We start from the raw sequence: 23326 nt of genomic DNA, 5'->3' as shown, positions 1-23326 counted from the left end.
TAGAATCACGCCCCGAATCGCACCTTAACAGAGGAACAGGTCATGCAACAATCTGAGTGGGAACAGCGTCTGGAGACGTTAGAGAGCAAATTGGCCTTTCAGGAGATGACGATTGAGCAGCTGAACAGTGCGGTAGTTCAGCACGAGCTGGAAATGAATAAGATGCGTGAGCAGATGCGCATCATAACCGACAAGCTCAAAGCGAATGCGCCATCAATGGTTGCCTCACAGTCTGAAGAAACACCACCACCCCATTACTGATAGCGGGCTCTCAGACCCTGGCGTAGCCGGACAAGACCAGAGTGACAGCGAAAAGAAAGGCCACCCGGAGGTGGCCCTGAAAGGTCTGTTGGAACTTAGTGGCTGCAGCCGCAACCGCCAGTACCGCAACCGCCTTTACCGTGGTCGTGGTCGTGATCGTGGCCGTGATCGTGGTCATGATGATGGCCATCTGCACCGTGAACGTGACCATGAGCCAGTTCTTCCGGTGTTGCTTCACGGATAGCAACTACTTCAACATTGAAGTTCAGGTTCTGACCCGCCAGCATGTGGTTACCATCAACCACGACGTGATCGTCTTCTACTTCGGTGATTTCTACCGGTACAGGACCCTGGTCGGTCTCTGCCAGGAAGCGCATGCCAACCTGCAGTTCGTCAACGCCCATGAAGACGTCTTTAGGAACGCGCTGCACCAGGTTGTCGTCATACTGACCGTAAGCATCATTTGCCGGGATATGCACGTCAAACTTGTCGCCGGCAACGTGGTTTTCCAGCGCATTTTCCAGACCAGAAATCAGGGAACCATGACCGTGCAGGTAGTCTAGCGGTGCGCTCACCGGTGACTCGTCAACTAACACGCCGTCTTCTGTACGTACCTGATAGGCCAGGCTTACCACCAGGTCTTTTGCTACTTTCATGATATCTCCTAACCGTTGAGAGCTGAGATCCCGTCTCATTGGTCTATTCTTGCGTGCAATAACACCAACCAGAAAGGTTCGGGGCTGAGTACAAGAGGGGTTTCATTGTCTCTTGCGACTTAAGCCTTAATGGCGTCAATTGTAACGGAATTCAATCCCGCTGTAAGTTTAAGCGTAAAAAAACTGCCTCAATACGCTATTCAGGATGGAAAATGCCGATAACCTGCTCGTGAGTGCGAACCTGATCGCGCGCCTGCTTATCCGCTTCGCGCATCTGGTGACCACATTTCACGCACTCCACCACATCCACATTATTTTCACGCCACATCGCCAGCGTGTCCTTCTCCTGGCAGTGCGGGCATGTCGCACCAGCAATAAAACGTTTACGCATTAGCTTCTGCCTGTTTAAAAGGGGTTATTGATCATCATCCCAGCCGTCGATCTGCCGCTTCTCACGCTGCATTTCGCGCTGGAAGATATCTTCCAGTTCGCGCCGTGCTTCACGGACGCGTGAAGCCTGTGCGCTTTCAGAGAGATTAGGCATCAGTTCACGCAGCATCCGCATATCAAGCCGGCGGAAATGCTGCTGGGCGCGGTGTGCCTGATGCGGATGCATCCCCAGCGTCATCAATGTCTTACGCCCCAGCTCCAGCGCACTGGAAAAGGTCTCACGCGAGAACTGTGTGACGCCTGCCTGTAGCAGCTCATGGGCTTCAACACGGCCCCGGGCGCGTGCCTGAATCTGCAGCTGCGGAAAATGCTGCTGGCACAGGTGTACGATAGTCATCACATCTTCAGGTTCATTACAGGTGATCACAATCGCCTGGGCGCTGGCCGCACCGGCGGCACGCAGCAGCTCCAGTTCGGTGGCATCGCCGTAATAGACCTTATAGCCATATTTCCGCATCAGACTCACCGCGCTGATGTCGCGCTCCAGCACGGTGATGCGTTTGTTGTTCGCCATCAGCAAGCGGCCTACCACCTGCCCGAAGCGGCCAAAGCCCACCACTATCACCTGCGGCTGATCGTCTTCGACAAAGTGTTTCTCCGCCTCTTCATCCGGCTCGTTGAAGCGGCGTGCCAGCAGCCGGTCGATTGCCTGCATCAGCAACGGCGTGGTCATCATCGACAGCGTCACCGTTACCAGCAGCATCGGCAGTTGATCGCCTGAAAAAAGCTTTGCCGAGGAAGCGGCTGAAAAGAGGACAAAGGCGAACTCGCCCCCCTGACTCAGTACGCCTGCGAACTGCTGCCGCTCGGAGCTGCGCAGACCATAAATGCGTGCGAGCAGGTAGAGCACCAGCGTTTTCACCGCCACCAGCGTCACCACGCCCAGCAGGATGGTCACAATATGGGTATAGAGCACACCGAGGTTGAGCGCCATGCCCACCGAAATAAAGAACAGCCCCAGCAGCAACCCCTTGAACGGGTCGATAGCGACTTCCAGCTCATGCCGGTATTCGCTTTCTGCCAGCAGGATCCCGGCAATAAAGGTGCCCAGCGCCATCGACAACCCCAGCGCATCCATAAACAGTGCGGAACCCAGCACCAGCAGCAGCGACGCTGCGGTAAAGACTTCGCGCACGCCCGATGCGGCGATATAGCGGAAAATTGGTCGCAGCAGATAGCGTCCGCCCACCAGCATGCCGGCAAACGCCAGCACTTTCATGCCGACCTTCATCCAGTCGATATGACCGCTGTCGGTGCCAGCCAGCAGCGGGATCAGCGCCAGAGCAGGGATAACCGCGATATCCTGAAACAGCAGCACTGAAAAGCCCAGTTGCCCCGCCTCACTGCGGTTCATGCCTTTATCCATCATCAGCTGCAGCGCCATGGCGGTCGACGACATCGCCAGACCAATCCCGCCGATGATCGCAGCCTGCCAGCTAAAGTCGGTCAGCCACAACAGGCCGCCCAGAATCGCCGCCGAGAAGATCACCTGCGCCGCGCCGACGCCAAAAATGGAGCGGCGCAGCGCCCAAAGCTTTGCCGGGTTCAGCTCCAGCCCGATAATAAACATCAGGAAAACCACGCCAAGCTCTGAGAAGTGGAGAATCTCATCGACGTCGCTGATAAAGCCTAATCCCCAGGGGCCGATAGCGATACCCGCCACCAGATAACCCAAAACCGCACCAATACCGAGGCGAGCCGCCACGGGTACAATTAATACCGCCGCGACCAGATAAATCACCCCCGCGGTCAGCAGCGTTTGCCCTTCCATCTATACCCCTCCATTCGGCAGCGGTGCCGCCAGCCAGTCGCCATAGGCGCGGGCGTAATTTTTCATTAATTCAGAACTCTGACGACGCGCCCAGTAAACAATCATCGGCGGCATCCAGTGCATACGACACATCTGCGCGGTCAGCTCAAAAGGACGCATAATGTCGTTGAGTGAATAGCGGTTCAGACCCTGCTGTTTAAAGGCACTTTCCGGTTCCCCGGTCGTCACCACGCTGCGCCAGTACTTGCCTTCCAGCGCATTCCCATCCACACCATTGGCGAAACCGCGCGACAAAACGCGATCCAGCCACTCTTTCAGCAGCGCCGGACAGCTATAGGTATAGAGCGGATGCTGGAAAATGATGACGTCATGTTCGCGCAGCAATTGTTGTTCATGATGAATATCGATGAAAAAATCCGGATAGGTCGCGTACAGATCGTGCACGGTAACGTGTTCCAGTGCCTGAGCCGGCTGTAGCAGAATCCGATTTGCGATCGAATCCTGTGATTCCGGATGAGCATAAAGCAGCAAAACCCTGGGTGGCTGCGACATCCTTTCCCTCCAAAGCGTCGTCATTGGTGCGGTTTTCCGCTACCATGCACGACGCAGCAAAATCTCATTATGTTGCCAGTAAATTAACATATTCTGACGATACGGCGCTTACATGATTGTCTTCTCAGCCTTACAAATTCGCCGCGGCATCCGCGTCCTGCTCGACAACGCCACCGCCACCATTAATCCCGGTCAGAAGGTCGGGCTGGTGGGTAAAAACGGCTGTGGGAAATCCACGCTGCTGTCGCTGTTAAAAGGTGAAATCACCAGCGATGCCGGTACCGTCACGCTTCCTTCGCACTGGGCGCTGGCCTGGGTGAATCAGGAAACCCCTGCGCTGGATAAAGCCGCGCTGGAATACGTAATTGATGGCGATCGCCAGTTTCGCCAGCTTGAAGCAGAACTGGCGGACGCAAACCAGCGTGACGATGGCAATGCCATTGCGCTGCTGCATGGCAAACTGGATGCGGTCCAGGCGTGGAGCATTCATGCACGTGCCTCAAGCCTGCTGCATGGTCTGGGCTTCAGTCAGGACCAGCTGCAACGTCCGGTCAGCGACTTCTCCGGCGGCTGGCGTATGCGCCTTAACCTGGCACAGGCGCTGATTTGCCGCTCCGATCTGCTGCTGCTGGATGAACCCACCAACCACCTGGACCTCGATGCGGTGATCTGGCTGGAGCGCTGGCTGAAAAGTTATGAAGGCACGCTGATCCTGATCTCGCACGATCGTGACTTTCTCGATCCGGTCATCGACAAAATTATTCATATCGAACAGGAGTCGATGTTCGAATACACCGGCAACTACAGCTCCTTTGAGCGGCAGCGCGTCGCCAAGCTGGCTCAGCAGCAGGCGCTGTATGAGAGTCAGCAGGAGAAAGTCGCGCATTTACACAGCTACATTGATCGCTTCCGTGCGCAGGCCACCAAAGCCAGGCAGGCGCAGAGCCGCATCAAGATGCTGGAGCGGATGACGATGATCGCGCCTGCCCATGTCGATAATCCGTTCAGCTTCACCTTTCGCAAGCCGGAGAACCTGCCTAATCCGCTGATGAAGATGGAGAAGGTCACCGCAGGCTATGGTGACAGTATTATTCTTGACGCCATCAAGCTGAACCTGGTTCCGGGCTCGCGCATCGGGCTGCTGGGGCGTAACGGCGCCGGTAAATCGACCCTGATAAAGCTGCTGGCGGGTGAACTGCAAGCGATGGACGGCAAGATGGGGCTGGCGAAAGGGATCAAGCTGGGTTACTTCGCTCAGCATCAGCTGGAGTATCTGCGGGCCGATGAGTCACCTCTACAGCATCTGGCGCGCATTGCCCCTAACGTGCTGGAACAGCAGTTGCGCGACTATCTGGGCGGCTTCGATTTTCGCGGCGATAAAGTCACTGAAAACACCGGCCGCTTCTCCGGCGGTGAGAAAGCGCGACTGGTGCTGGCGCTGATTGTCTGGCAGCGCCCTAACCTGCTGCTGCTGGATGAACCCACTAACCACCTGGACCTTGATATGCGCCAGGCGCTGACCGAAGCCTTGATCGACTTTGAAGGGGCGCTGGTAGTGGTATCGCACGACCGTCACCTGCTGCGGGCCACCACCGACGATCTTTATCTGGTGCACGATGGCAAAGTGGATATGTTTGAGGGCGATCTGGAAGATTATCAGCAGTGGCTGAGCGATCTGCAGAAACAGCAGGCGCAACAGGATGCTGCGCCGAAGCAGGATAACGCCAACAGCGCCCAGGTGCGTAAAGACCAGAAGCGCCGTGATGCCGAACTTCGCACCCAGACGCAACCGCTGCGTAAAGAGATCGAGAAGCTGGAAAAGCAGATGAGTAAATGGCAAAGCCAGCTGGCCGATGCCGAAGCGCAGCTCTCAGACAGTGCAATTTATGATCAGAGCCGTAAAGCGGACCTGGCCACTGCGCTGAAGCGTCAGGCGGAGAGCAAATCTGCGCTGGAAGACGTTGAGATGGCGTGGCTGGAGGCGCAGGAACAGCTCGAACAGATGATCGCCTCGTAAAACATCTCCCCGCGTGCGGGGAGAATCTTCGGTTTATCGTGCAGCTGATGCTGGCTATCCCAACATCTCCCCGCGTGCGGGGAGAATCTCGCTCAGCGGGGTTTGTCACCCAGCACCGTTGCCCGCTGCATGATTCGCCGGGCAGGATAGTAGTCGGCATTGGCATAATGCTGCGTCACCCGATTATCCCAGATAGCCAGATCGTCTGGCTGCCAGCGCCAGCGCACCTGAAACTCCGGTTTGGTGGCGTGCGCAAACAGGAAGCCCAGCAGCGCATCACTCTCCTTTTCGCTTAACGCCACAATCCGCGTGGTAAAACCCTCGTTCACAAACAGTGCTTTCTTACCGCTGACCGGGTGCGTGCGGATGACCGGATGCTGCACCGGCGGATGTTTTGCCACCGCCTGCTGCCAGCGCTGATGCACCTCTTCGGTTTTGCGGTACTTATACTCCTGGAATGACTTTTTGAAATCGTGCTCGGCCTGCAGCCCGTCCAGCAGCTGCTTAAAAGGTTCAGAGAGCGCCTCATAAGCCGCAATGCCGCTGGTCCAGAGCGTGTCACCGCCCGCCTCCGGCAACACTTTTGAGGCCAGCAATGCGATGGCCGGTGGCGTGTCGATAAAAGTAACGTCGGTGTGCCAGTTATCATTGTCAGGCGGATTATCCTGATGGGTATCCAGCACGATAATCTCCTCGACGCCTTCTGCGTGGGGATAGACCGGATGGATATGCAGGTCGCCAAAGCGGATGGCCAGTGCGCGATGCTGTTCCGGTGTTATTTTCTGGTCACGCAGAAACAGCACCTGGTGGCGCAGAAGGCCATGATAAAGCTGCTCAAACTGCGCATCACTTAATGGCCGTGAGACATCCAGGTTTGAAACCTGCGCACCAATATAAGGACCAAGCGGGGTAAAACTGAGACGTTCATTCATGACTGTTCTCCACTCCAGGGCGTCAGACGGCGCTGCACTGCGCGGAGCCCGAGTTCTAAGCTAAAAGCGATAAAAGCGATCACCGCGATACCCGCCAGCACCACATCGGTGGCGAGAAACTCTCCGGCGGACTGCACCATAAAACCGAGGCCACGCGTGGCAGCGATCAGCTCAGCCGCCACCAGTGTTGACCAGCCAACCCCCAGCCCTATGCGCAGACCGGTCAGAATCTCCGGCAGCGCGCCCGGCAGAATCACCCAGCGCAGCAGCTGCCAGCGGTTCGCCCCCAGCGAGCGCGCAGCACGAAGGCGCACCTGCTGCGTATTACGCACCCCGGCCAGGGTGGAGAGCGTCACGGGCGCGAAGATCGCCAGGTAGATCAGCAGGATTTTCGACGTCTCACCAATCCCGAACCAGATCACCATCAGGGGCAGATAGGCGAGGGGCGGAATCGGACGATAAAGTTCAATCAGCGGATCGAGCAGCCCGCGTGCTACGGGGCTAAGGCCCATCAGAATTCCCACCGGAATGCCGATAGCGGCAGCAGCAGCCAGCGCAATCAGCATTCTTGTCAGGCTGGCGGCCAGATGCTGCCACAACGTGGCATCCATAAAGCCCTGTGCGCTGGCAATCACCAGCAGCTTACTGAATACCTGCTGCGGCGGCGGCAGGAACAGCGGGGCAATCAGGCCCAGCGCAGTGACGCTCCACCAGAGCAGTAACAACAGCGAGAGGCTCAGCATGCTTAGCGTAAAAGCCGTTGAAAACGGCCAGCGCAGCCGACGGCGCACCGGCAGAGACTTGTCGTGGATTAACGCGCTCATGCAAACGCCTCCCGCTGATCAAACACCCGGCTCAGCACATACTCGCGCTGGGCGATAAACTGCGGATCGGATTTGATGCTGCGGCACGACTCTCCGGCGGCAAAGCGCCGGCCAAAATCGGGCCGCAGTCGCTCCACGATGCGTCCCGGCCCCGGAGACAGCAGAATCAGTTCGCTGGCGAGGAAAATTGCCTCTTCTATGTCGTGCGTAATCAGCAGGATCTGTTTACCGCTGTCGCGCCACAGCGTCAGCAGCAGGGTCTGCATCTGCTCGCGGGTAAAGGCATCCAGTGCGCCGAAAGGCTCATCCAGCAGCAGCAGTTGCGGATCGGTAGCCAGTGCGCGCGCAATCCCCACCCGCTGACGCTGCCCCCCGGACAATTGCCAGATGGCACGCTTTTCCGCGCCTTCCAGCCCGACCTGCCTGATGAGTTTCCGCGCAATCGCCTCCCGTGCCGGGCGTTCCATCCCCGCCAGTTGCAGACCAAAGGACACGTTATCCAGCACGTTGCGCCACGGCAGTAACCCTTCATGCTGAAACACTACGCCGCGCTCCGCACCAGGCCCGGTCACTGGCCGGTCATCCAGCGTGATACTGCCCGACTCCACCGGCAGAAATCCGGCCACCAGATTAAGCAGCGTGGTTTTGCCGCAGCCAGAGGGGCCAAGCACCACCAGCAGTTCATGGCTATCCAGTTGCAGATTGATATCCTGCAACACCGGCTGTCCGGCATAACGGGCATTGAGGTGAGCGATGCGCAGCATGATGCCTCCTTACGGTTTTACGAGTGGCTCGACGAAGCGGGAGGTCACGTAACTGCTGTAGTCGTTATCGGCCTGCGGCACCCGGCCCTGTGCTTTCAGGAACTGCGCGGTATCGACGATCGCTTTGTTGACCGGTTTGCCCAGTTGCTCAACCTGCTGCTGCGCCGTCAGGTAGGTATTCCCCTTCACCAGACCCGGCACCTGTGCTTCCGGCACGCCGCTCAGGCGTGAGAGTTTGCTGAGGTTATCGGGCTGCTTCAGCCAGCTGTCGGGGCTGTTAAGATAGGCCTGCTGCGCATCAATCGCGCTGCGGGCAAAAGCGGTAACGATGTCCGGATGCTGTTCGGCAAAATCTTTGCGTACCACCCAGACATCCAGCGTCGGTGAACCCCAGCGCCCGACTTCCGCAGAGTCGGTTAACACCCTGCCCTCTTTTTCCAGTGCATTGACTGCGGGTGCCCAGACGTAGGCGCCATCAATGTCGCCACGCTGCCATGCCGCGATAATCGCGGGCGGCTGCAGGTTCACCAGCTGAACCTGCGACGGGCTGATGCCCCAGTGTTTCAGTGCAGCCAGCAGGCTGTAATGGGTAGTGGAGATGAACGGCACCGCGATGCGCTTGCCGATGAGATCCTGAGGCGTAGTGATGTTCTTCTTCACCACCAGCGCTTCTGAGTTGCCCAGCTGAGAGGCGAGCAAGAACGCTTCAATCGGCAGTTTCTGTGCCGCGGCGACCGCTAACGGACTGGAACCGATGTTACCAATTTGCACGTCGCCGGAAGCCAGTGCGCGTAAGACGCCTGCGCCGCTGTCAAACTTGCGCCAGTCAACGCTGGCCCCGCTCTCTTTCGCAAAACTGTTGTCAGCCTGGGCCACTTTTGCCGGTTCGGCGGAGGTCTGGTACGCCACGGTGACAGTGACCGCATCAGCCCGAAATGCCAGCAGCGCCAGCGCTGCGGCTAAAAAAGTTAATCGTGTTGCTGCCATGATCATTACCCCGCCGTTTTTATCGTGGAGGCAGTGTCTCTGGCCGCTATAGTTTCATAAAGGAATTAAAAATTATCCCTAATAGAAATAAGTTCTTAGATCACTATCTGCAAAACTAAGACAAAAATCGCAAATGCTGAAAATAGCTAAAGTAAGCAAAAATGTCAGGCGCTCACATTGTCCCTGTGCTATTCATATGCGTTCCCAATTTTTGCCTGTTAAGGTCACTGTATCCGATGTCGATCGAGAAAGTCGCTCAGCTGGCTGGCGTCTCCAAAGCCACGGTATCGCGGGTTCTCAATGCGCATCCCGGCGTAAAACCCGATACGCGTGAGAAAGTTCTGGCGGCAATCTCTGCCTGCGACTATCAGCCCAACCTGCTGGCGCGTCAGCTGCGCACGGCGCAAAGCAACATGCTGCTGGTGCTGATCTCGGATATCACCAACCCCTTCTGCTCACGCGTGGTTCAGGGCATTGAGGCCGAAGCGGAACTGCACGGCTATCACATCCTGCTCTGTAACTCTGCCTCGCAGCTCCAGCGCGAAGCCGCCTATCTGAGCCTGCTGACCGGCAAAGTGGTGGATGGCGTGATTACGATGGATGCGGCCTCCGGCTTACAGGATTTGCAGGCGCTGATTGCGGGTGCCCCCTGGGTGCAGTGCTGTGAATTTGATCCGGATATTCCCGCCTCTTCGGTCAGCATTGATCACCTGGAAGCCGCACGCGACACTGTCCACTACCTCGCGGGTAAAGGGCGTAAGCGCATCGGGCTGGTCAATGGTGACATGCGCTACCTCTACTCACATCATCGTGAAAAGGGCTACCGGCAGGCGATTGACGAGCTGGGGTTTGCGTGGTCCGGCATCTCTTATACCTATGAAATTTCCCCTGAAGCGGGCAGTCAGGGGCTGAGGGAATTGATGACGCTGCCAGAACCGCCGGATGCGGTATTTGCGGTGTCAGATGTGCTGGCGGTCGGGGTCGTTCATGCGGCGCTGGAAGCGGGTCTGCGCGTGCCGGAGGATCTGGCGGTCGTCGGGTTTGATGGCGTGCCGTTTACCCGCAGCCTTAATCCACCGCTGACCACCATCGAGCAGCCGATGAACCAGCTGGGCGCACGCAGCGTGCAGTTGCTGCTGCAGAAAATCCGTAACCCGAACGCGCCAGTGATTCGTGACGTGCTGCCCTGGACGCGCGTTGAACGCGCATCCAGCTGACTCAGTGCCAGATTAACAGCACGCAGGCCGCAGTCAGCAGCCCCATCGCAAGGTTAAAGATTTTCCAGGCGCGACGGCTGCGCAGAATGCGGCCGATCATCGCGCCAAATCCCATCCAGATCACGCCTGATACCAGATTAACCAGAAACATGCCGATGCTTATCGCCATCACCGAATGACGATAAGCCTCTCCGGCCAGACTGAAGCTGGCGACCGCGCCCAGCGCCATCAGCCAGGCCTTGGGATTGATTAACTGCAGCAATCCACCCTGCCAGAATGGCATCGGTGCATTTGGTGCCTGATCGGTTTCCAGCTTTTCATAGCTCGACGTCGCTATCTTCCACGCCAGCCAGAGCAGGTAAAGACTGCCCGCAATCTTCAGCACCAGGTGCAGCGAAGGATAAAGCAGGATCAGACCGCCTATGCCAAAGGCCACCATCAGCAGCATGACCTGCATACCGATCATGATGCCAATCATCAGCGGAAGGGTGCGCACAAAGCCAAAATTAGCGCCCGAGGCGGTGAGTAACATATTATTAGGGCCGGGCGTAATCGCCGCGACCCAAAGAAATCCCAGCATTGATAAGAAAAGACTCAGTTCCATGGCAATCGGGTACTCCTTACCCCTGCAAGAAAAAACTAAACGAAGCTAACAGTGTGATATGGAACAGACAAGCTTTTACCACATGAAATTTACCGGCCCCGAAAACGAGCCGTTCACGCCACCTGACAGCCTGCGTAACGCGCACCTGCAGACGTTGCTGCCGCGCCTGCTGCGTCGCCGTATTACAGCCGACCCCTTCTGGCAGCGTCTCGACCTGCCGGATGGCGACTTCGTCGATCTCGCCTGGAGTGAAGATCCGCAGTTCGCGCAGCATAAACCGCGCGTGGTGCTGTTTCATGGACTGGAAGGCAGTTTTCACAGCCCCTATATTCATGGCCTGATGGCGATCTGCCGCGCACGTGGCTGGCTGGCGGTGGTGATGCATTTTCGCGGTTGCAGCGGCGAACCTAACCGGCTGAACCGCATCTATCACTCCGGTGAAACCGACGATGCCCGCTTTTTCCTGCACTGGCTGCGCACGCGCTGGGGCTACGTGCCCACCGCCGCCGTCGGTTTTTCGCTGGGCGGCAATATGCTGGGCTGCCTGCTGGGCCAGCAGGGTGCCGCCGCTGAGGTGGAGGCAGGCGTGATTGTCTCCGCCCCGCTGCTGCTGGAACCGTGCAGCATCAAACTGGAGCGCGGCTTTTCCCGCTTCTATCAGTACTATCTGCTGGCGCAGCTGAAGAAAAATGCCCGCCGTAAACTGCACGCCTGGCCGGACACTCTGCCGGTCAATCTGGCACAGCTGAAAGCGCTGCGGCGGCTGCGCGATTTTGATGATGCGATTACCGCCCGCGCCCACGGTTTTGTCGATGCGGCCGATTACTATCATCGTGCCAGCGCCATGCCGTGGCTCAGGCAGGTCGAAAAACCGCTGCTGATCATCCACGCCAAAGACGATCCCTTTATGAGTGATGAGGTGATTCCGCACAGCAGCCAATTATCTGCCACTATTACCTATCAACTGAGCCCACACGGCGGCCACGTAGGTTTTGTCGGTGGGACGTTACGCCAGCCTGAAATGTGGCTGGAACAGCGCATCCCACAGTGGATCGCCCCTTTTCTGGATAACTGATCTCGTGATTATTCCCTGGCAACAGGTCTCACCTGAGACCCTTGAAAATCTGATTGAAACCTTTGTCCTGCGCGAAGGCACGGACTATGGCGAACATGAACGCAGCCTGCCGGACAAGGTGGCTGATGTGCGACGTCAGCTGGAAACCGGTGAAGTGGTGCTGGTGTGGTCGGAACTGCATGAATCGGTCAATATCATGCCACGCAAAGAATTTCGTGGCTGATGCACCCGGCACCGTTTCATGATAACAATGCTCATCGCCCGACCTCACAGGGAGCTTTTTTATGTCTGCACGTCATCCCATTATTGCGGTCACTGGTTCCAGCGGTGCAGGAACCACCACCACCAGCCTGGCGTTCCGCAAAATCTTTCAGCAGCTCGATCTGCATGCGGCAGAGCTGGAAGGTGACAGTTTTCACCGCTTTACCCGCCCTGAAATGGATATGGCCATTCGCAAGGCGCGCGATTTAGGACGTCATGTCAGCTATTTCGGCCCGGAAGCCAACGACTTTGGCCTGCTGGAACAGAGTTTCAGAGAGTATGGTCACAGCGGACAGGGGCAGTCGCGTAAATATCTGCACACCTACGATGAAGCGGTGCCGTGGAATCAGGTGCCAGGCACCTTTACGCCGTGGCAGCCGCTGCCGCAGAACACCGATATTCTTTTCTATGAAGGGTTGCATGGCGGCGTTGTAACGGCCCAGCACAACGTGGCGGAACAGGTCGATCTGCTGGTGGGCGTGGTGCCCATTGTTAACCTGGAATGGATTCAGAAACTGGTGCGCGACACGGGCGAACGCGGTCATTCACGTGAAGCGGTAATGGATTCCGTGGTGCGTTCAATGGAAGATTACATCAACTTCATCACACCCCAGTTCTCACGCACCCATATTAACTTTCAGCGTGTCCCGACCGTGGATACCTCAAACCCGTTTGCCGCCCGCGCCATCCCCTCACTTGATGAAAGCTTTGTGGTGATTCACTTTCAGGGACTGGAGGATATCGACTTCCCCTATCTGCTGGCGATGCTGCAGGGATCGTTTATCTCGCACATTAATACGCTGGTGGTGCCTGGCGGTAAAATGGGGCTGGCGATGGAGTTGATTATGGGCCCGCTGGTGAAACGGCTGATGGAAGGCAAGCGCATAGAGTGAGCGGTCAGAAAAGAGCGCTGATAACACATGCCCTTTACAAAGATGTAAAACTGGCTTTTCTGCGGGTAAAGGCTTACTGCTGAGCAGGCTTCACGTCCGGCAGCCGCTTCCCGTTTCAGAAAGACTACTGCTGGCTGACCGGGGGCACAGAGGATCTGGCAGCGATAGCGATAAAGAAGCTCAACTCGCAGGGAACCGGGTCAGAAGAGGAAAGCGTCCCGCGCCAGGGACGGCGCGGGCCGAACATGCCATGGATGGCAGTTTTTGCGTCTTTCCGATCTGACCCGGTTCCCTGCGCAGGCACTGTCTCAAAGCGGATGCTCTGCGCAGGCGTCGTCTGTCAGCTATGCGGAACCGATATTGTCAGTGACCTTAAAAGCCCCCGCGGCCATTAAAGCTCAACCACCTCATAGCTGTGCGTAATCGTTACACCTTTGCCCAGCATGATCGCCACCGAGCAATATTTTTCAGCCGAAAGATCGACGGCGCGTGAGACCGCCTTATCCTGGAGCGCTTTGCCACTCACGATAAAATGCAGGTTGATGTGCGTAAAGATTCGCGGTGCCTCTTCACGACGTTCTGAGGTGAGTTTTACTTCACAATCAGCCACATCGTTGCGGCCTTTTTGCAGAATTGACACCACATCAATCGCGCTGCATCCGCCCGCCGCCATCAGCACCATCTCCATTGGGCTGGGCGCTTTATCACCCGAATTGCCATCCATCAGTATCTGATGGCCGGATGAGGATTCTCCGAGGAATGTCAGCCCTTCTACCCATTTCACTCTTGCCTGCATGTTTTTTGCTCCGGAATACGCTGTTTTGTCGCCAGAGTACGCTTTCGTCTGGTAAACAGCAATCCAGAGAAATCCGCCCGAAGCTGAAGCGAGACAACAGAAGACAGTCGGCAAAAGCTGTGCTACAAACAGTGCTGAAAATATTTTTCGTCACCCGATGGCGAAGCCGGGAAGAATGATGCGCACTGCGCCTGATGCGGCCCGAATAATTTCCTGAAAAGGAAACGCTTGAAGCTTTCACCGCCTGACAGGGAAAACTGCCCCCTGTATTTTGGGCACGATTACAACAGAGGATAATAGCGAATGGTTCTCGGCAAACCGCAAACAGACCCTACACTCGAATGGTTCCTGTCCCATTGCCATATTCACAAGTATCCATCCAAAAGTACGCTGATTCTCCAAGGTGAAAAAGCAGAAACGCTTTACTACATCGTGAAAGGTTCCGTCGCGGTTCTGATTAAAGATGAAGAAGGCAAAGAGATGATCCTTTCCTACCTGAATCAGGGCGATTTTATTGGTGAGCTTGGCCTGTTCGAAGAAGGCCAGGAGCGCAGCGCCTGGGTACGTGCGAAAAGCGCGTGCGAAGTGGCAGAGATTTCTTACAAGAAATTCCGCCAGCTGATCCAGGTTAATCCCGACATCCTGATGCGACTCTCTTCGCAGATGGCGCGTCGCCTGCAGGTAACGTCTGAAAAAGTGGGTAACCTCGCTTTCCTCGACGTCACCGGACGCATTGCACAGACTCTGCTTAACCTGGCGAAGCAGCCAGATGCCATGACGCATCCCGACGGCATGCAAATTAAAATCACTCGTCAGGAAATTGGCCAGATTGTTGGTTGTTCACGTGAAACCGTGGGCCGTATTTTGAAGATGCTGGAAGATCAGAACCTGATCTCTGCACACGGCAAAACCATCGTCGTTTACGGCACCCGCTAATTCCTGTCACCCACGGCGTGATGGCAACATCACGCCGTTATTGTTTGTGTTGGGCCGATGTGGCGTCGAATTATTTACCATCCTGAAGTTAACTACGCCTTGCGGCAAACGCTGGTGCTCTGCCTGCCGGTCGCGCTGGGCTGGCTGGCTGGCGACCTGCAAAAAGGTCTGCTGTTCTCGTTAGTGCCCGCCTGCTGCAATATCGCCGGTCTCGATACGCCGCATAAACGCTTCTTCAAACGTCTGATCGTGGGTGGCAGCCTGTTTGCCCTCGGCAGCTTCCTGATCCAGTGGCTTACCCTGCATGCGATTCCACTGCCGCTGATCCTCTTCGCCCTGCCGCTGCTGCTCGGCGTCACGGGTGAGATCAGCCCGCTGCATGGCCGCCTTCTGCCCGGTACTCTAATTGCCGCCATCTTTACCCTGAGCCTGGTTGGGCGCATGCCCATCTATGTCACCCCGCTGCTCTATATCGGCGGCACGCTCTGGTATGGGCTGTTTAACTGGTTCTGGTTCTGGCTGTGGAAAGAGCAGCCGATGCGCGAGAGCCTGAGTCTCATTTACCGCGAGCTGGCCAGCTACTGTGACGCCAAATATACCCTGCTGACACAGCTGACCGACCCGGAAAAGGCGTTGCCGCCGCTGCTGGCTCGTCAGCAGAAAGTGGTCGATCTGATCAACACCTGTTATCAGCAGATGCACATGCTGTCGGCAAGCCGCGATCACAGCCATAAGAGGCTGACGCGTGCTTTTCAGGTAGCGCTGGATCTGCAGGAGCATATCTCAGTCAGCCTGCATCGGCCGGAAGAGGTACAGAAGCTGGTGGAACAGAGTCATGCTGAAGCGGTGATCCGCTGGAATGCCAAAACCATCTCGGCCCGGCTGCGGGTGCTGGCGGATGACATTCTTTATCACCAGTTACCCGATCGCTTTGCGATGGATAAACAGCTCGGCGCGCTGGAGAAAATCGCCCGTCAGCATCCCGATAATCCGGTAGGTAACTTCTGCTTCTATCACTTCAACCGCATTGCGCGGGTACTGCGCACCCAGAAACCGCTGTACACGCGCGATCTGATGGCAGACCGTCAGCGCCGTCTGCCGCTGTTACCGGCGCTTCGCAGCTATCTCTCGTTTCGCTCATCGGCACTGCGCACCGCCGGTCGCTTTGCGGTGATGCTGATGCTGGGCAGCGCGCTGGCGCTGTTCTTCAACATCCCCAAGCCTTACTGGATCCTGATGACCATTATGTTCGTCAGTCAGAACGGTTACAGCGCGACCCGTGTTCGTATCCAGCACCGGGCGCTGGGCACCTTTGCCGGTCTGGTGATCGCGGCCGCCACGCTGCGGCTGGCGGTGCCGGAGTCGCTGGTATTGCTGATCATGCTGGCGATAACCTTTATCAGCTATCGCTTTACCCGCCAGTTCTATGGCTGGTCGATGATTGGCTTTACGGTTACGGCGGTTTACTCGCTGCAATTGCTGTCACTGAATGGTGCGCAGTTTCTGCTGCCGCGACTGATGGATACGCTGATGGGCTGTCTGATTGCCTTTGGCGGGATGCTATGGCTGTGGCCACAGTGGCAGAGCGGCTTACTGCGGCAGAACGCCCATGACGCGCTGGAAACCTATCAGGATGCGCTGCGCCTATTGCTGGGCGACGAACAATCGCCAGAAAAACTCGCGTATCAGCGTATAAAGGTCAATCAGGCGCACAATGCGCTGTTTAACTCGCTGAATCAGGCGATGCAGGAACCCGCGTTCAACGCCCGCTACCTGAGTGATATGCGGCTCTGGGTCACACACAGTCAGTTTATCGTCGAGCATATCAACGCAATAACGATTCTGGCGCGTGAGCACACCATGCTGACGGCCTCGCTGGCTGAACGCTATCTGCAATCCTGTGAAATCGCGCTGCAGCGGTGTCAGCAGCGGCTGGAATATGATGGTGAAAGCTCACAGGTTAATCTGCTGGATGACCTGGAGAACATCAGTGAGGGGCCAGTCACGGTGGTGGAGCAGCATGTGCGGCGCATTCTCGATCATCTGAGCGTGATGTACACCATTTCATCGCTGGCGTGGAACCAGCGACCGCAACATGGCCGCTGGTTAATCAGACGCTTACGCAAAAACTAAATCAGCCGTTGAGCACCCTGCCGACGGCGGTGGCGAAGCGGCTCATGCCCTCTTCAATGTCCGCCGGTTCAATGATCAGTGACGGGGCAAAACGCATGACGTCAGTTCCGGCAACCAGCACCATCACACCTTCAGCGGCGGCGGCATTGAGTATGTCGCGTGACCTGCCAGCATGCTGTGGTTTCAGCGCCGCGCCAATCAGAAGCCCCTTGCCGCGAATGTCACTGAACAGATCATACTTCGCATCAATGGCCTGCAGCGCCGTGACAAAGTGCTGACGACGCATCTCCACGCCCGCCAGCACCTCCGGTGTATTGATGATATCCAGTGCAGTTTCAGCGATGGCACAGGCCAGCGGATTACCGCCATAAGTGGTGCCATGCACGCCCGGTGCCATGGTCGAGGCAATCTCGTTCGTGGTCAGCATGGCGCTGACCGGGAAACCGCCGCCCAGCGCTTTAGCTGAGGTCAGGATATCGGGCTGAATGCCATAATGCTCATAGGCGAACAGCTTGCCGCTGCGCCCCATGCCGCTCTGTACTTCATCCAGCACCAGCAGCGCCTGATGCCGATCGCAAAGCTCGCGCAGTCCCTGCATAAATTCCTGCGTCGCGGGCATGACGCCGCCCTCTCCCTGAATCGGTTCAACCACGATGGCGCAGGTGTGATCGTCTATCACCGCTTTCACGGCATCCAGGTCGTTAAACGGCACGTGGACGATATCTGCCGGTTTTGGCCCGAATCCGTCAGAATATTTTGGCTGCCCGCCGACCGTAACGGTAAACAGCGTCCGGCCATGAAAGGCGTTATGAAAAGCGATGATCTTGCTTTTGAACGGGCTGTGACGTTTGCAGGCGTAGTAGCGCGCCAGCTTAAACGCCGCTTCGTTGGCTTCGGCACCGGAGTTGGCGAAAAAAACGCGCTCAGCAAAGGTCGCCTGAATTAACTTACTGGCGAGACGCAGCGCCGGTTCGTTAGTGAAAACGTTGCTGGTGTGCCACAGCGTTTCGCCCTGGCTTTTCAGTGTTTCCACCAGCGCAGGATGGCAGTGACCCAGTGCGGTGACGGCAATACCGCCCGAGAAGTCGATATACTCTTTGCCCTGCTGATCCCATACGCGACTGCCCTTGCCTTTTACCGGCACAAACTGCGCAGGTGCATAAACAGGCAAAATAACGTTATCGAACGTTTCCCGCGTGACCGCAATTTTTTCGGCTGCCATTGATGACCCCATTTGAATGATTGTTGTGCAACATTGAAATAATAATCACAAAATATGCATAAAAAATCACTCAAAGGCAACTCATTGCGCAAGGAAATTGCGCAGCAGCTGATGTCCCTGTTCGCTGAGAATGCTTTCGGGATGGAACTGTACGCCTTCCAGCGCCAGGGTTTTATGACGGAATCCCATAATCTCGTCGGGCTCGCCGTCACGCAGCGTCCAGGCAGTCACTTCGAACGCATCGGGCAGTGAATCGCGCTGCACAATCAGCGAGTGATAGCGGGTAACGGTAAGGGGATTGCTAAGATTGCGGAACACGCCCTGGCCGGTGTGCTGAATCGCTGAAGTTTTGCCGTGCATAACCTGACGCGCACGCACGACCTGTGCGCCATACGCCTGCGCAATCGCCTGATGGCCCAGGCAGACGCCCAGCACCGGCAGCTGACCGGCAAAATGCCTGATCGCCGCCAGCGAGATGCCCGACTCCGACGGCGTGCAGGGACCAGGGGAAATGACCAGATGGGTCAGCGGTAACGCTGCCATCTGCTCCAGGGTGATGGCATCATTGCGCACCACCTGAACCTGCGCGCCCAGCTCGCAGAAATATTGATAAAGATTCCAGGTAAAGGAGTCGTAATTGTCGATAAGCAGCAGCATGAGGCGTCCAGAATAATAAACCGCGCCGCTATTCTACGCGGTTAAGCTGCCTCGCTCACCACTTTCGCAAACACCTGCTCCAGCGGCGTCAGATCGCCCGCGACACCCGCCTGATTAGCTGCTTTCCAGCTCTCAGCGTCCGTCTCTTCCCACGACAGCAGATAACCGGCGTGCAGCGCCAGCTGTTCAAAGAAAATCCGCTGTGCCCGACCGTTTCCGTGGCGGAAAGGATGCAGCATATTGATTTCGCAGTAGTAGTGGGCAAGGCGCTGAATAAATGCGTCACGCGGCAGCTCAGCGAGTCCTTTCTCCTCTTCCAGCGTGGCCATCAGAGCGTTGCCTTCTTTTTCAATGTATTCGAAATGACAGAATGGCGTCTCGTCACGCCAGATATCGAGGATGCGTAATTCACCGGCCCAGCTGTAGATATCCTGAAACAGCGTGCGGTGGATCTGGCGCAGGTAGGGCAGTCCGGGATTACGCGGTCCCAGTTCCAGCGTGGCGGCACGTGCCGCACTGAAGCTCAGCTCTGCTTTTCGCAGCTGGGCGGCATCATGAATATCGATCAGATTTTTCAGCACATTGTCATGCTGCCACAGGTAGGGATCCTGGCTGACGGCGGTATTAGCGTCCATATTGCCTCCTCAGTGAGGCCAGGCGTGCAGCCGCATCTTCACTGTTCAGGCTGGTTTCATTCTGTGGAAAGCCTTCCAGCTTACAGCTGGCCTGATAGCTGGCGCTACGCCGCTGTTGCCACAGCGTGACTTTCTGTTTTTCGGTGAGTGTGTTCGCCATACCGCCTCCTGCTCAGGTTTTTGCCCTAAGTATAAGAGCAAATTCTGGCTTTGCCGGAGGCGGCAGGCGGTCGCCATCCGCAGATGGCGACGAAAAGCATTAAGGCAGGACTTTAGCAGAGAGGATAACTACCGGTTTGGACGGAACATTCTGGTACGGTCCGACATCTTTGGTAGGTACCTGAGAAATTTTTTCAACCACATCCTGGCCTTTCACAATCTTACCAAATACGGCATAGCCGAAATCGCGCTGGCCGTGGTCGAGAAACGCATTATCCGCGACGTTAAGGAAGAACTGGCTGGTGGCACTGTCTTTGTCCGCGGTACGCGCCATAGAAATGGTACCGCGCAGGTTACGCAGACCATTATCGGCTTCATTTTTAATCGGCGCGTTGGTTTGCTTCTGCTGCATGTCCGTGGTGAAGCCACCACCCTGCACCATAAAGCCCGGGATCACGCGGTGAAAAATGGTGTTGTTATAAAAACCGTTGTTGACGTAATCAACGAAGTTTTTCACAGAAACCGGCGCTTTCTGGTTATTCAGTTCGAGTTCGATATTGCCGGCGGAGGTGGTGAGCAGAACGTGGGTGTCACCTTTTGCAGCCAGCGCCTGGGCGGAAACGGAAGAGAGCGCTAACAGGGTGATTGCCGCTGTTAAAGTACGTTTAAACATGAAAGATTCCTTACCTGGGAGAGCGGGCACAAAAACGTGATTGATTGTAGAGAGACTCTATTCCATGAGCCAGCGTTTTACCTATATTTACGCTGATGCGGCAAAAGGCCTGAGCAAACGTTAAACAACCGCAATTGCGTGATTAAAATCACACAACACATGAAATATGGATCTGTAGTTTCACTGCTTGTTTATTAAGATCACAGTTCCGTTTACACTTTCTGACACTTTTTGGCACCCGGTTCTCAACAGGTTCAGAACATGACAAACCGTAATCGTATTGGCCTTACCTGGATAAGCTTCTTCTCCTACGCGCTGACCGGCGCGCTGGTGATCGTTACCGGCATGGTAATGGGCGATATCGCAAAAGATTTCCAGATCCCCATCTCCAGCATGAGTAATACCTTCACCTTCCTCAACAGCGGCATCCTGGCGGCGGTTTTCCTGAACGCCTGGCTGATGGTCATTGTGCCACTGAAGCGCCAGCTGATTTTTGGCTTCGTCCTGATGGTGCTGGCAATCATCGGGTTGATGACCAGCCGCGATCTGACCGTCTTCTCGCTCTGTATGTTTGTGCTGGGCGTGGTCAGCGGCATTACCATGTCGATTGGTACTTTCCTGATCACCCACATGTATGAAGGCCGTCAGCGCGGTTCACGCCTGCTGTTTACCGACTCCTTCTTCAGCATGGCGGGCACGCTGTTTCCGGTGCTGGCCGGGATTCTGCTGGCGCGTCAGCTGCCGTGGTACTGGGTCTATGTCTGCATCGGCTTTATCTACGTCGCCATCTTCATCATGACGCTGTTTGTGGAGTTCCCGGTGCTGCGTAAGCCCGAAAACAGCCCGACAGTTGAGAAAGAGAAATGGGGAGTGGGCGTGCTGCTGCTGGCTGTCGCGGCACTCTGCTACATTCTGGGCCAGCTCGGCTTTATCTCCTGGGTACCGGAATACGCCACCAAAGTCATGGGCATGAACATTAACGATGCCGGACAGCTGGTAGGCAGCTTCTGGACGGCGTATATGGTCGGGATGTGGGTCTTCAGCTTCCTGCTGCGTTTCTTCGATCTGCAACGCATTCTGATGGTGCTGGCGGGTCTGGCCACGGTGCTGATGTACTGGTTCGTCAGCAGCAGCGATGCCAGCATGCTGAAATGGATCATCATGATTCTGGGCTTCAGCTCCAGCGCAATCTACACCACTATCATCACCCTGGGTTCACTGCAGACCAAAGTGGCGTCACCGAAGCTGGTGAACTTCATTCTGACCTGCGGCACCGTCGGCACCATGCTGACCTTTGTGGTCACGGCACCTATCGTTGAGAAAAGTGGCGTGCATACCGCACTGGCGACGGCTAACGCGCTTTACGCCGTGGTGTTTGTGATGTGTGCCCTGCTCGGCTTTGTCAGCCGTCATCGTACGCACGGTCACGTTACGCATTAATCATTCAGGGCGGCGATTAATCGCCGCCCTGTGAGTTAACGCCGGAAGTCGATGCGCTCCCGCTCCTGCCAGTAAATCTCGCTTTCTGCGGGCTTCGTCTCTGCCACCACCACACCGCGACGCAGTGAATAGCGCACCGGGACCTGCCTTCTTACCGCATCAAAACCGCTCTCTGCTGGCAGTATAATCAGGCTGGCATCGTTGCCACTCTGAATGCCATAGCCTGCCAGCTGCATCGTCTTCGCGCTGTTGTGCGTAATCAGATCCAGTCCTGCATCGATCTGCTCATAGCCCATCAGCTGACAGACATGTAAGCCCATATGCAACACCTGCAGCATGTTAGCTGTGCCCAGCGGGTACCAGGGATCAAACACATCGTCGTGGCCGAAGCAGACGTTAATCTCTGCCTCCAGCATCTCTTTCACCCGCGTAATGCCGCGCCGCTTAGGATAGGTGTCAAAGCGCCCCTGCAGGTGAATATTGACCAGCGGATTCGCGACAAAGTTAATGCCCGACAGCTTCAGCAGGCGGAACAGCCTTGAGGCGTACGCGCCATTGTAAGAGTGCATCGCGGTGGTATGACTGGCCGTCACGCGTGCGCCGTTGCCGTCGCGATGCGCCAGCGCCGCCACGGTTTCCACAAAGCGCGACTGCTCATCATCGATCTCATCGCAGTGAACGTCGATCAGCCGGTCGTAGCGGTTAGCCAGCGCAAAGGTTTTATGCAGCGACTCGACGCCATATTCACGGGTAAATTCATAGTGCGGGATCGCACCGACCACATCTGCACCCAGCCGCAGCGCCTCCTCCAGCAACGCTTCGCCGTTGGGATAGGAGAGAATACCCTCCTGAGGAAACGCCACTATCTGAATCGTGATCCACGGTGCCATCTCCGCTTTCAGCTCCAGCATCGCTTTCAGCGCCGTCAGGGACGGGTCTGACACATCAACGTGGGTGCGCACAAACTGAATGCCGTTGGCGATCTGCCATTTCAGCGTCTGTAACGCCCGCTGTTTCACATCTTCGTGGCTGAGCAGCGCCTTACGCTCGGCCCAGCGCTCAATTCCTTCGAACAGCGTGCCGGACTGATTCCATGCCGGTTCACCCGCCGTCTGGGTGGTATCCAGATGAATATGCGGCTCAATAAACGGCGCGCAGGCTAAGCCGCCCTCGCCATCCAGCGATTGCGCTGCCGGTGAAGGCTGCTGCGGCTGCGCTGAAATGCGGGCTATTTTTCCGTCGGCGATTTCGATTTGCCACAATCCTTCCCGCCAGGGTAAACGCACGTTATTGATCCACTTAGGTGACAGCATGGCTGATTCCTTATCCGATTAACCTGTGTGGTTAAAACTAGCACGATTCATACCCTCAGCGGCAATGCAACCTATTCAACAGGTTAGCCGCACCAGAT

25 protein-coding genes are annotated in these 23326 nt (G+C 56.4%); 9 read left to right on the top strand and 16 right to left on the bottom strand.

Annotated elements, in window-relative coordinates; all coding sequences use genetic code 11:
- Positions 1-42: 42 nt before the first annotated feature.
- On the top strand, positions 43-261 hold the full coding sequence (locus tag N5J69_RS18365; protein ID WP_279772056.1) for a SlyX family protein: 219 nt from the start codon (positions 43-45) through the stop codon (positions 259-261).
- A gap of 95 nt (positions 262-356) precedes the next feature.
- Here N5J69_RS18365 and slyD read toward each other — a convergent pair whose 3' ends face one another.
- The 4 genes from slyD to kefG form a co-directional block, all read right to left on the bottom strand.
- Positions 357-917: a peptidylprolyl isomerase gene (gene slyD, locus N5J69_RS18360; protein ID WP_009087618.1), complete on the bottom strand. Its 561-nt coding sequence runs from the start codon at positions 915-917 to the stop codon at positions 357-359.
- A gap of 196 nt (positions 918-1113) precedes the next feature.
- Positions 1114-1308: a YheV family putative zinc ribbon protein gene (locus N5J69_RS18355; protein WP_061063527.1), complete on the bottom strand. Its 195-nt coding sequence runs from the start codon at positions 1306-1308 to the stop codon at positions 1114-1116.
- A gap of 24 nt (positions 1309-1332) precedes the next feature.
- Positions 1333-3138 (bottom strand): glutathione-regulated potassium-efflux system protein KefB, encoded by a 1806-nt coding sequence (gene kefB, locus N5J69_RS18350; protein ID WP_279772052.1) that lies wholly within the window; start codon positions 3136-3138, stop codon positions 1333-1335.
- Entirely contained in the window at positions 3139-3690 is a 552-nt protein-coding gene (kefG, locus tag N5J69_RS18345; protein WP_279772051.1) for a glutathione-regulated potassium-efflux system ancillary protein KefG, read from the bottom strand.
- 112 nt (positions 3691-3802) lie between these two features.
- On the opposite strand from kefG, the gene N5J69_RS18340 reads away from it, so the two are divergent.
- On the top strand, positions 3803-5707 hold the full coding sequence (locus N5J69_RS18340; RefSeq protein ID WP_279772049.1) for an ABC transporter ATP-binding protein: 1905 nt from the start codon (positions 3803-3805) through the stop codon (positions 5705-5707).
- Between the two features lie 92 nt (positions 5708-5799).
- Here the strand turns inward: N5J69_RS18340 and tauD are convergent, their stop codons facing one another.
- Genes tauD through tauA form a run of 4 tightly spaced genes read right to left on the bottom strand, consistent with a single transcriptional unit; the run spans position 5800 to position 9214 of the window.
- Positions 5800-6639, bottom strand: a complete 840-nt coding sequence (gene tauD / locus N5J69_RS18335; protein WP_279772047.1) for a taurine dioxygenase — start codon at positions 6637-6639, stop codon at positions 5800-5802.
- Positions 6636-7463 carry a taurine ABC transporter permease TauC gene (gene tauC, locus N5J69_RS18330; RefSeq protein WP_279772045.1) on the bottom strand — a complete coding sequence of 276 codons (828 nt, stop codon included), beginning with the start codon at positions 7461-7463 and terminating at the stop codon, positions 6636-6638. Before tauC ends, tauD begins: the two co-directional genes overlap by 4 nt.
- On the bottom strand, positions 7460-8227 hold the full coding sequence (gene tauB / locus N5J69_RS18325; RefSeq protein ID WP_279772043.1) for a taurine ABC transporter ATP-binding subunit: 768 nt from the start codon (positions 8225-8227) through the stop codon (positions 7460-7462). Before tauB ends, tauC begins: the two co-directional genes overlap by 4 nt.
- Positions 8228-8236: 9 nt before the next feature.
- Positions 8237-9214 (bottom strand): taurine ABC transporter substrate-binding protein, encoded by a 978-nt coding sequence (gene tauA, locus N5J69_RS18320; RefSeq protein ID WP_279772041.1) that lies wholly within the window; start codon positions 9212-9214, stop codon positions 8237-8239.
- Between the two features lie 236 nt (positions 9215-9450).
- On the opposite strand from tauA, the gene N5J69_RS18315 reads away from it, so the two are divergent.
- Positions 9451-10431 carry a LacI family DNA-binding transcriptional regulator gene (locus N5J69_RS18315; protein ID WP_279772038.1) on the top strand — a complete coding sequence of 327 codons (981 nt, stop codon included), beginning with the start codon at positions 9451-9453 and terminating at the stop codon, positions 10429-10431.
- Between the two features lies 1 nt (position 10432).
- On the opposite strand, the gene N5J69_RS18310 is transcribed toward N5J69_RS18315, so the two are convergent.
- The gene (locus tag N5J69_RS18310) at positions 10433-11035 is read right to left on the bottom strand and encodes a LysE family translocator (protein ID WP_279772036.1); all 603 of its coding nucleotides are present in this window, start codon (positions 11033-11035) and stop codon (positions 10433-10435) included.
- A gap of 58 nt (positions 11036-11093) precedes the next feature.
- Between N5J69_RS18310 and N5J69_RS18305 the strand changes: the two genes are divergently transcribed.
- From N5J69_RS18305 to N5J69_RS18295, 3 genes are all read left to right on the top strand, one after another.
- Positions 11094-12110, top strand: a complete 1017-nt coding sequence (locus tag N5J69_RS18305) for a hydrolase (protein WP_279772034.1) — start codon at positions 11094-11096, stop codon at positions 12108-12110.
- Positions 12111-12114: 4 nt separating this feature from the next.
- Positions 12115-12333: a YheU family protein gene (locus tag N5J69_RS18300; RefSeq protein ID WP_279772032.1), complete on the top strand. Its 219-nt coding sequence runs from the start codon at positions 12115-12117 to the stop codon at positions 12331-12333.
- A gap of 61 nt (positions 12334-12394) precedes the next feature.
- Positions 12395-13264 carry a phosphoribulokinase gene (locus N5J69_RS18295; RefSeq protein ID WP_279772031.1) on the top strand — a complete coding sequence of 290 codons (870 nt, stop codon included), beginning with the start codon at positions 12395-12397 and terminating at the stop codon, positions 13262-13264.
- Positions 13265-13655: 391 nt separating this feature from the next.
- Here N5J69_RS18295 and N5J69_RS18290 read toward each other — a convergent pair whose 3' ends face one another.
- Positions 13656-14060, bottom strand: coding sequence for an OsmC family protein (locus tag N5J69_RS18290; RefSeq protein WP_013359265.1), 405 nt, complete (start codon positions 14058-14060; stop codon positions 13656-13658).
- Between the two features lie 303 nt (positions 14061-14363).
- Here N5J69_RS18290 and crp point away from each other — a divergent pair, with 303 nt between their 5' ends.
- Together crp and N5J69_RS18280 are read left to right on the top strand one after the other, a co-directional pair.
- Positions 14364-14996 (top strand): cAMP-activated global transcriptional regulator CRP, encoded by a 633-nt coding sequence (gene crp, locus N5J69_RS18285; RefSeq protein WP_279772030.1) that lies wholly within the window; start codon positions 14364-14366, stop codon positions 14994-14996.
- A gap of 57 nt (positions 14997-15053) precedes the next feature.
- Positions 15054-17129, top strand: a complete 2076-nt coding sequence (locus N5J69_RS18280) for a YccS/YhfK family putative transporter (protein WP_279772029.1) — start codon at positions 15054-15056, stop codon at positions 17127-17129.
- Position 17130: 1 nt separating this feature from the next.
- Here the strand turns inward: N5J69_RS18280 and N5J69_RS18275 are convergent, their stop codons facing one another.
- The 5 genes from N5J69_RS18275 to ppiA form a co-directional block, all read right to left on the bottom strand.
- Positions 17131-18351, bottom strand: coding sequence for an aspartate aminotransferase family protein (locus N5J69_RS18275; RefSeq protein WP_279772028.1), 1221 nt, complete (start codon positions 18349-18351; stop codon positions 17131-17133).
- A gap of 81 nt (positions 18352-18432) precedes the next feature.
- Positions 18433-19008, bottom strand: a complete 576-nt coding sequence (locus tag N5J69_RS18270; protein WP_279772026.1) for an aminodeoxychorismate/anthranilate synthase component II — start codon at positions 19006-19008, stop codon at positions 18433-18435.
- Positions 19009-19049: 41 nt separating this feature from the next.
- Positions 19050-19643 carry a putative adenosine monophosphate-protein transferase Fic gene (locus tag N5J69_RS18265; RefSeq protein WP_279772024.1) on the bottom strand — a complete coding sequence of 198 codons (594 nt, stop codon included), beginning with the start codon at positions 19641-19643 and terminating at the stop codon, positions 19050-19052.
- The gene (locus N5J69_RS18260) at positions 19633-19803 is read right to left on the bottom strand and encodes a YhfG family protein (protein WP_279772022.1); all 171 of its coding nucleotides are present in this window, start codon (positions 19801-19803) and stop codon (positions 19633-19635) included. The genes N5J69_RS18265 and N5J69_RS18260 overlap by 11 nt, the downstream gene beginning before the upstream one ends.
- Positions 19804-19902: 99 nt before the next feature.
- Positions 19903-20475, bottom strand: coding sequence for a peptidylprolyl isomerase A (gene ppiA, locus N5J69_RS18255; RefSeq protein ID WP_003852970.1), 573 nt, complete (start codon positions 20473-20475; stop codon positions 19903-19905).
- Positions 20476-20736: 261 nt separating this feature from the next.
- Between ppiA and tsgA the strand changes: the two genes are divergently transcribed.
- Entirely contained in the window at positions 20737-21915 is a 1179-nt protein-coding gene (gene tsgA, locus N5J69_RS18250; protein ID WP_279772019.1) for an MFS transporter TsgA, read from the top strand.
- A 35-nt stretch (positions 21916-21950) separates the two neighbouring features.
- Here tsgA and N5J69_RS18245 read toward each other — a convergent pair whose 3' ends face one another.
- Positions 21951-23228 (bottom strand): cytosine deaminase, encoded by a 1278-nt coding sequence (locus N5J69_RS18245; RefSeq protein WP_279772017.1) that lies wholly within the window; start codon positions 23226-23228, stop codon positions 21951-21953.
- Positions 23229-23326 lie beyond the last annotated feature (98 nt).

This window comes from Pantoea sp. GD03673, assembly GCF_029844725.1.
GTDB lineage: Bacteria > Pseudomonadota > Gammaproteobacteria > Enterobacterales > Enterobacteriaceae > Pantoea.
Note: the sequence above shows the minus strand (reverse complement) of the source record. Positions and strands in the feature narration are given on the sequence as shown.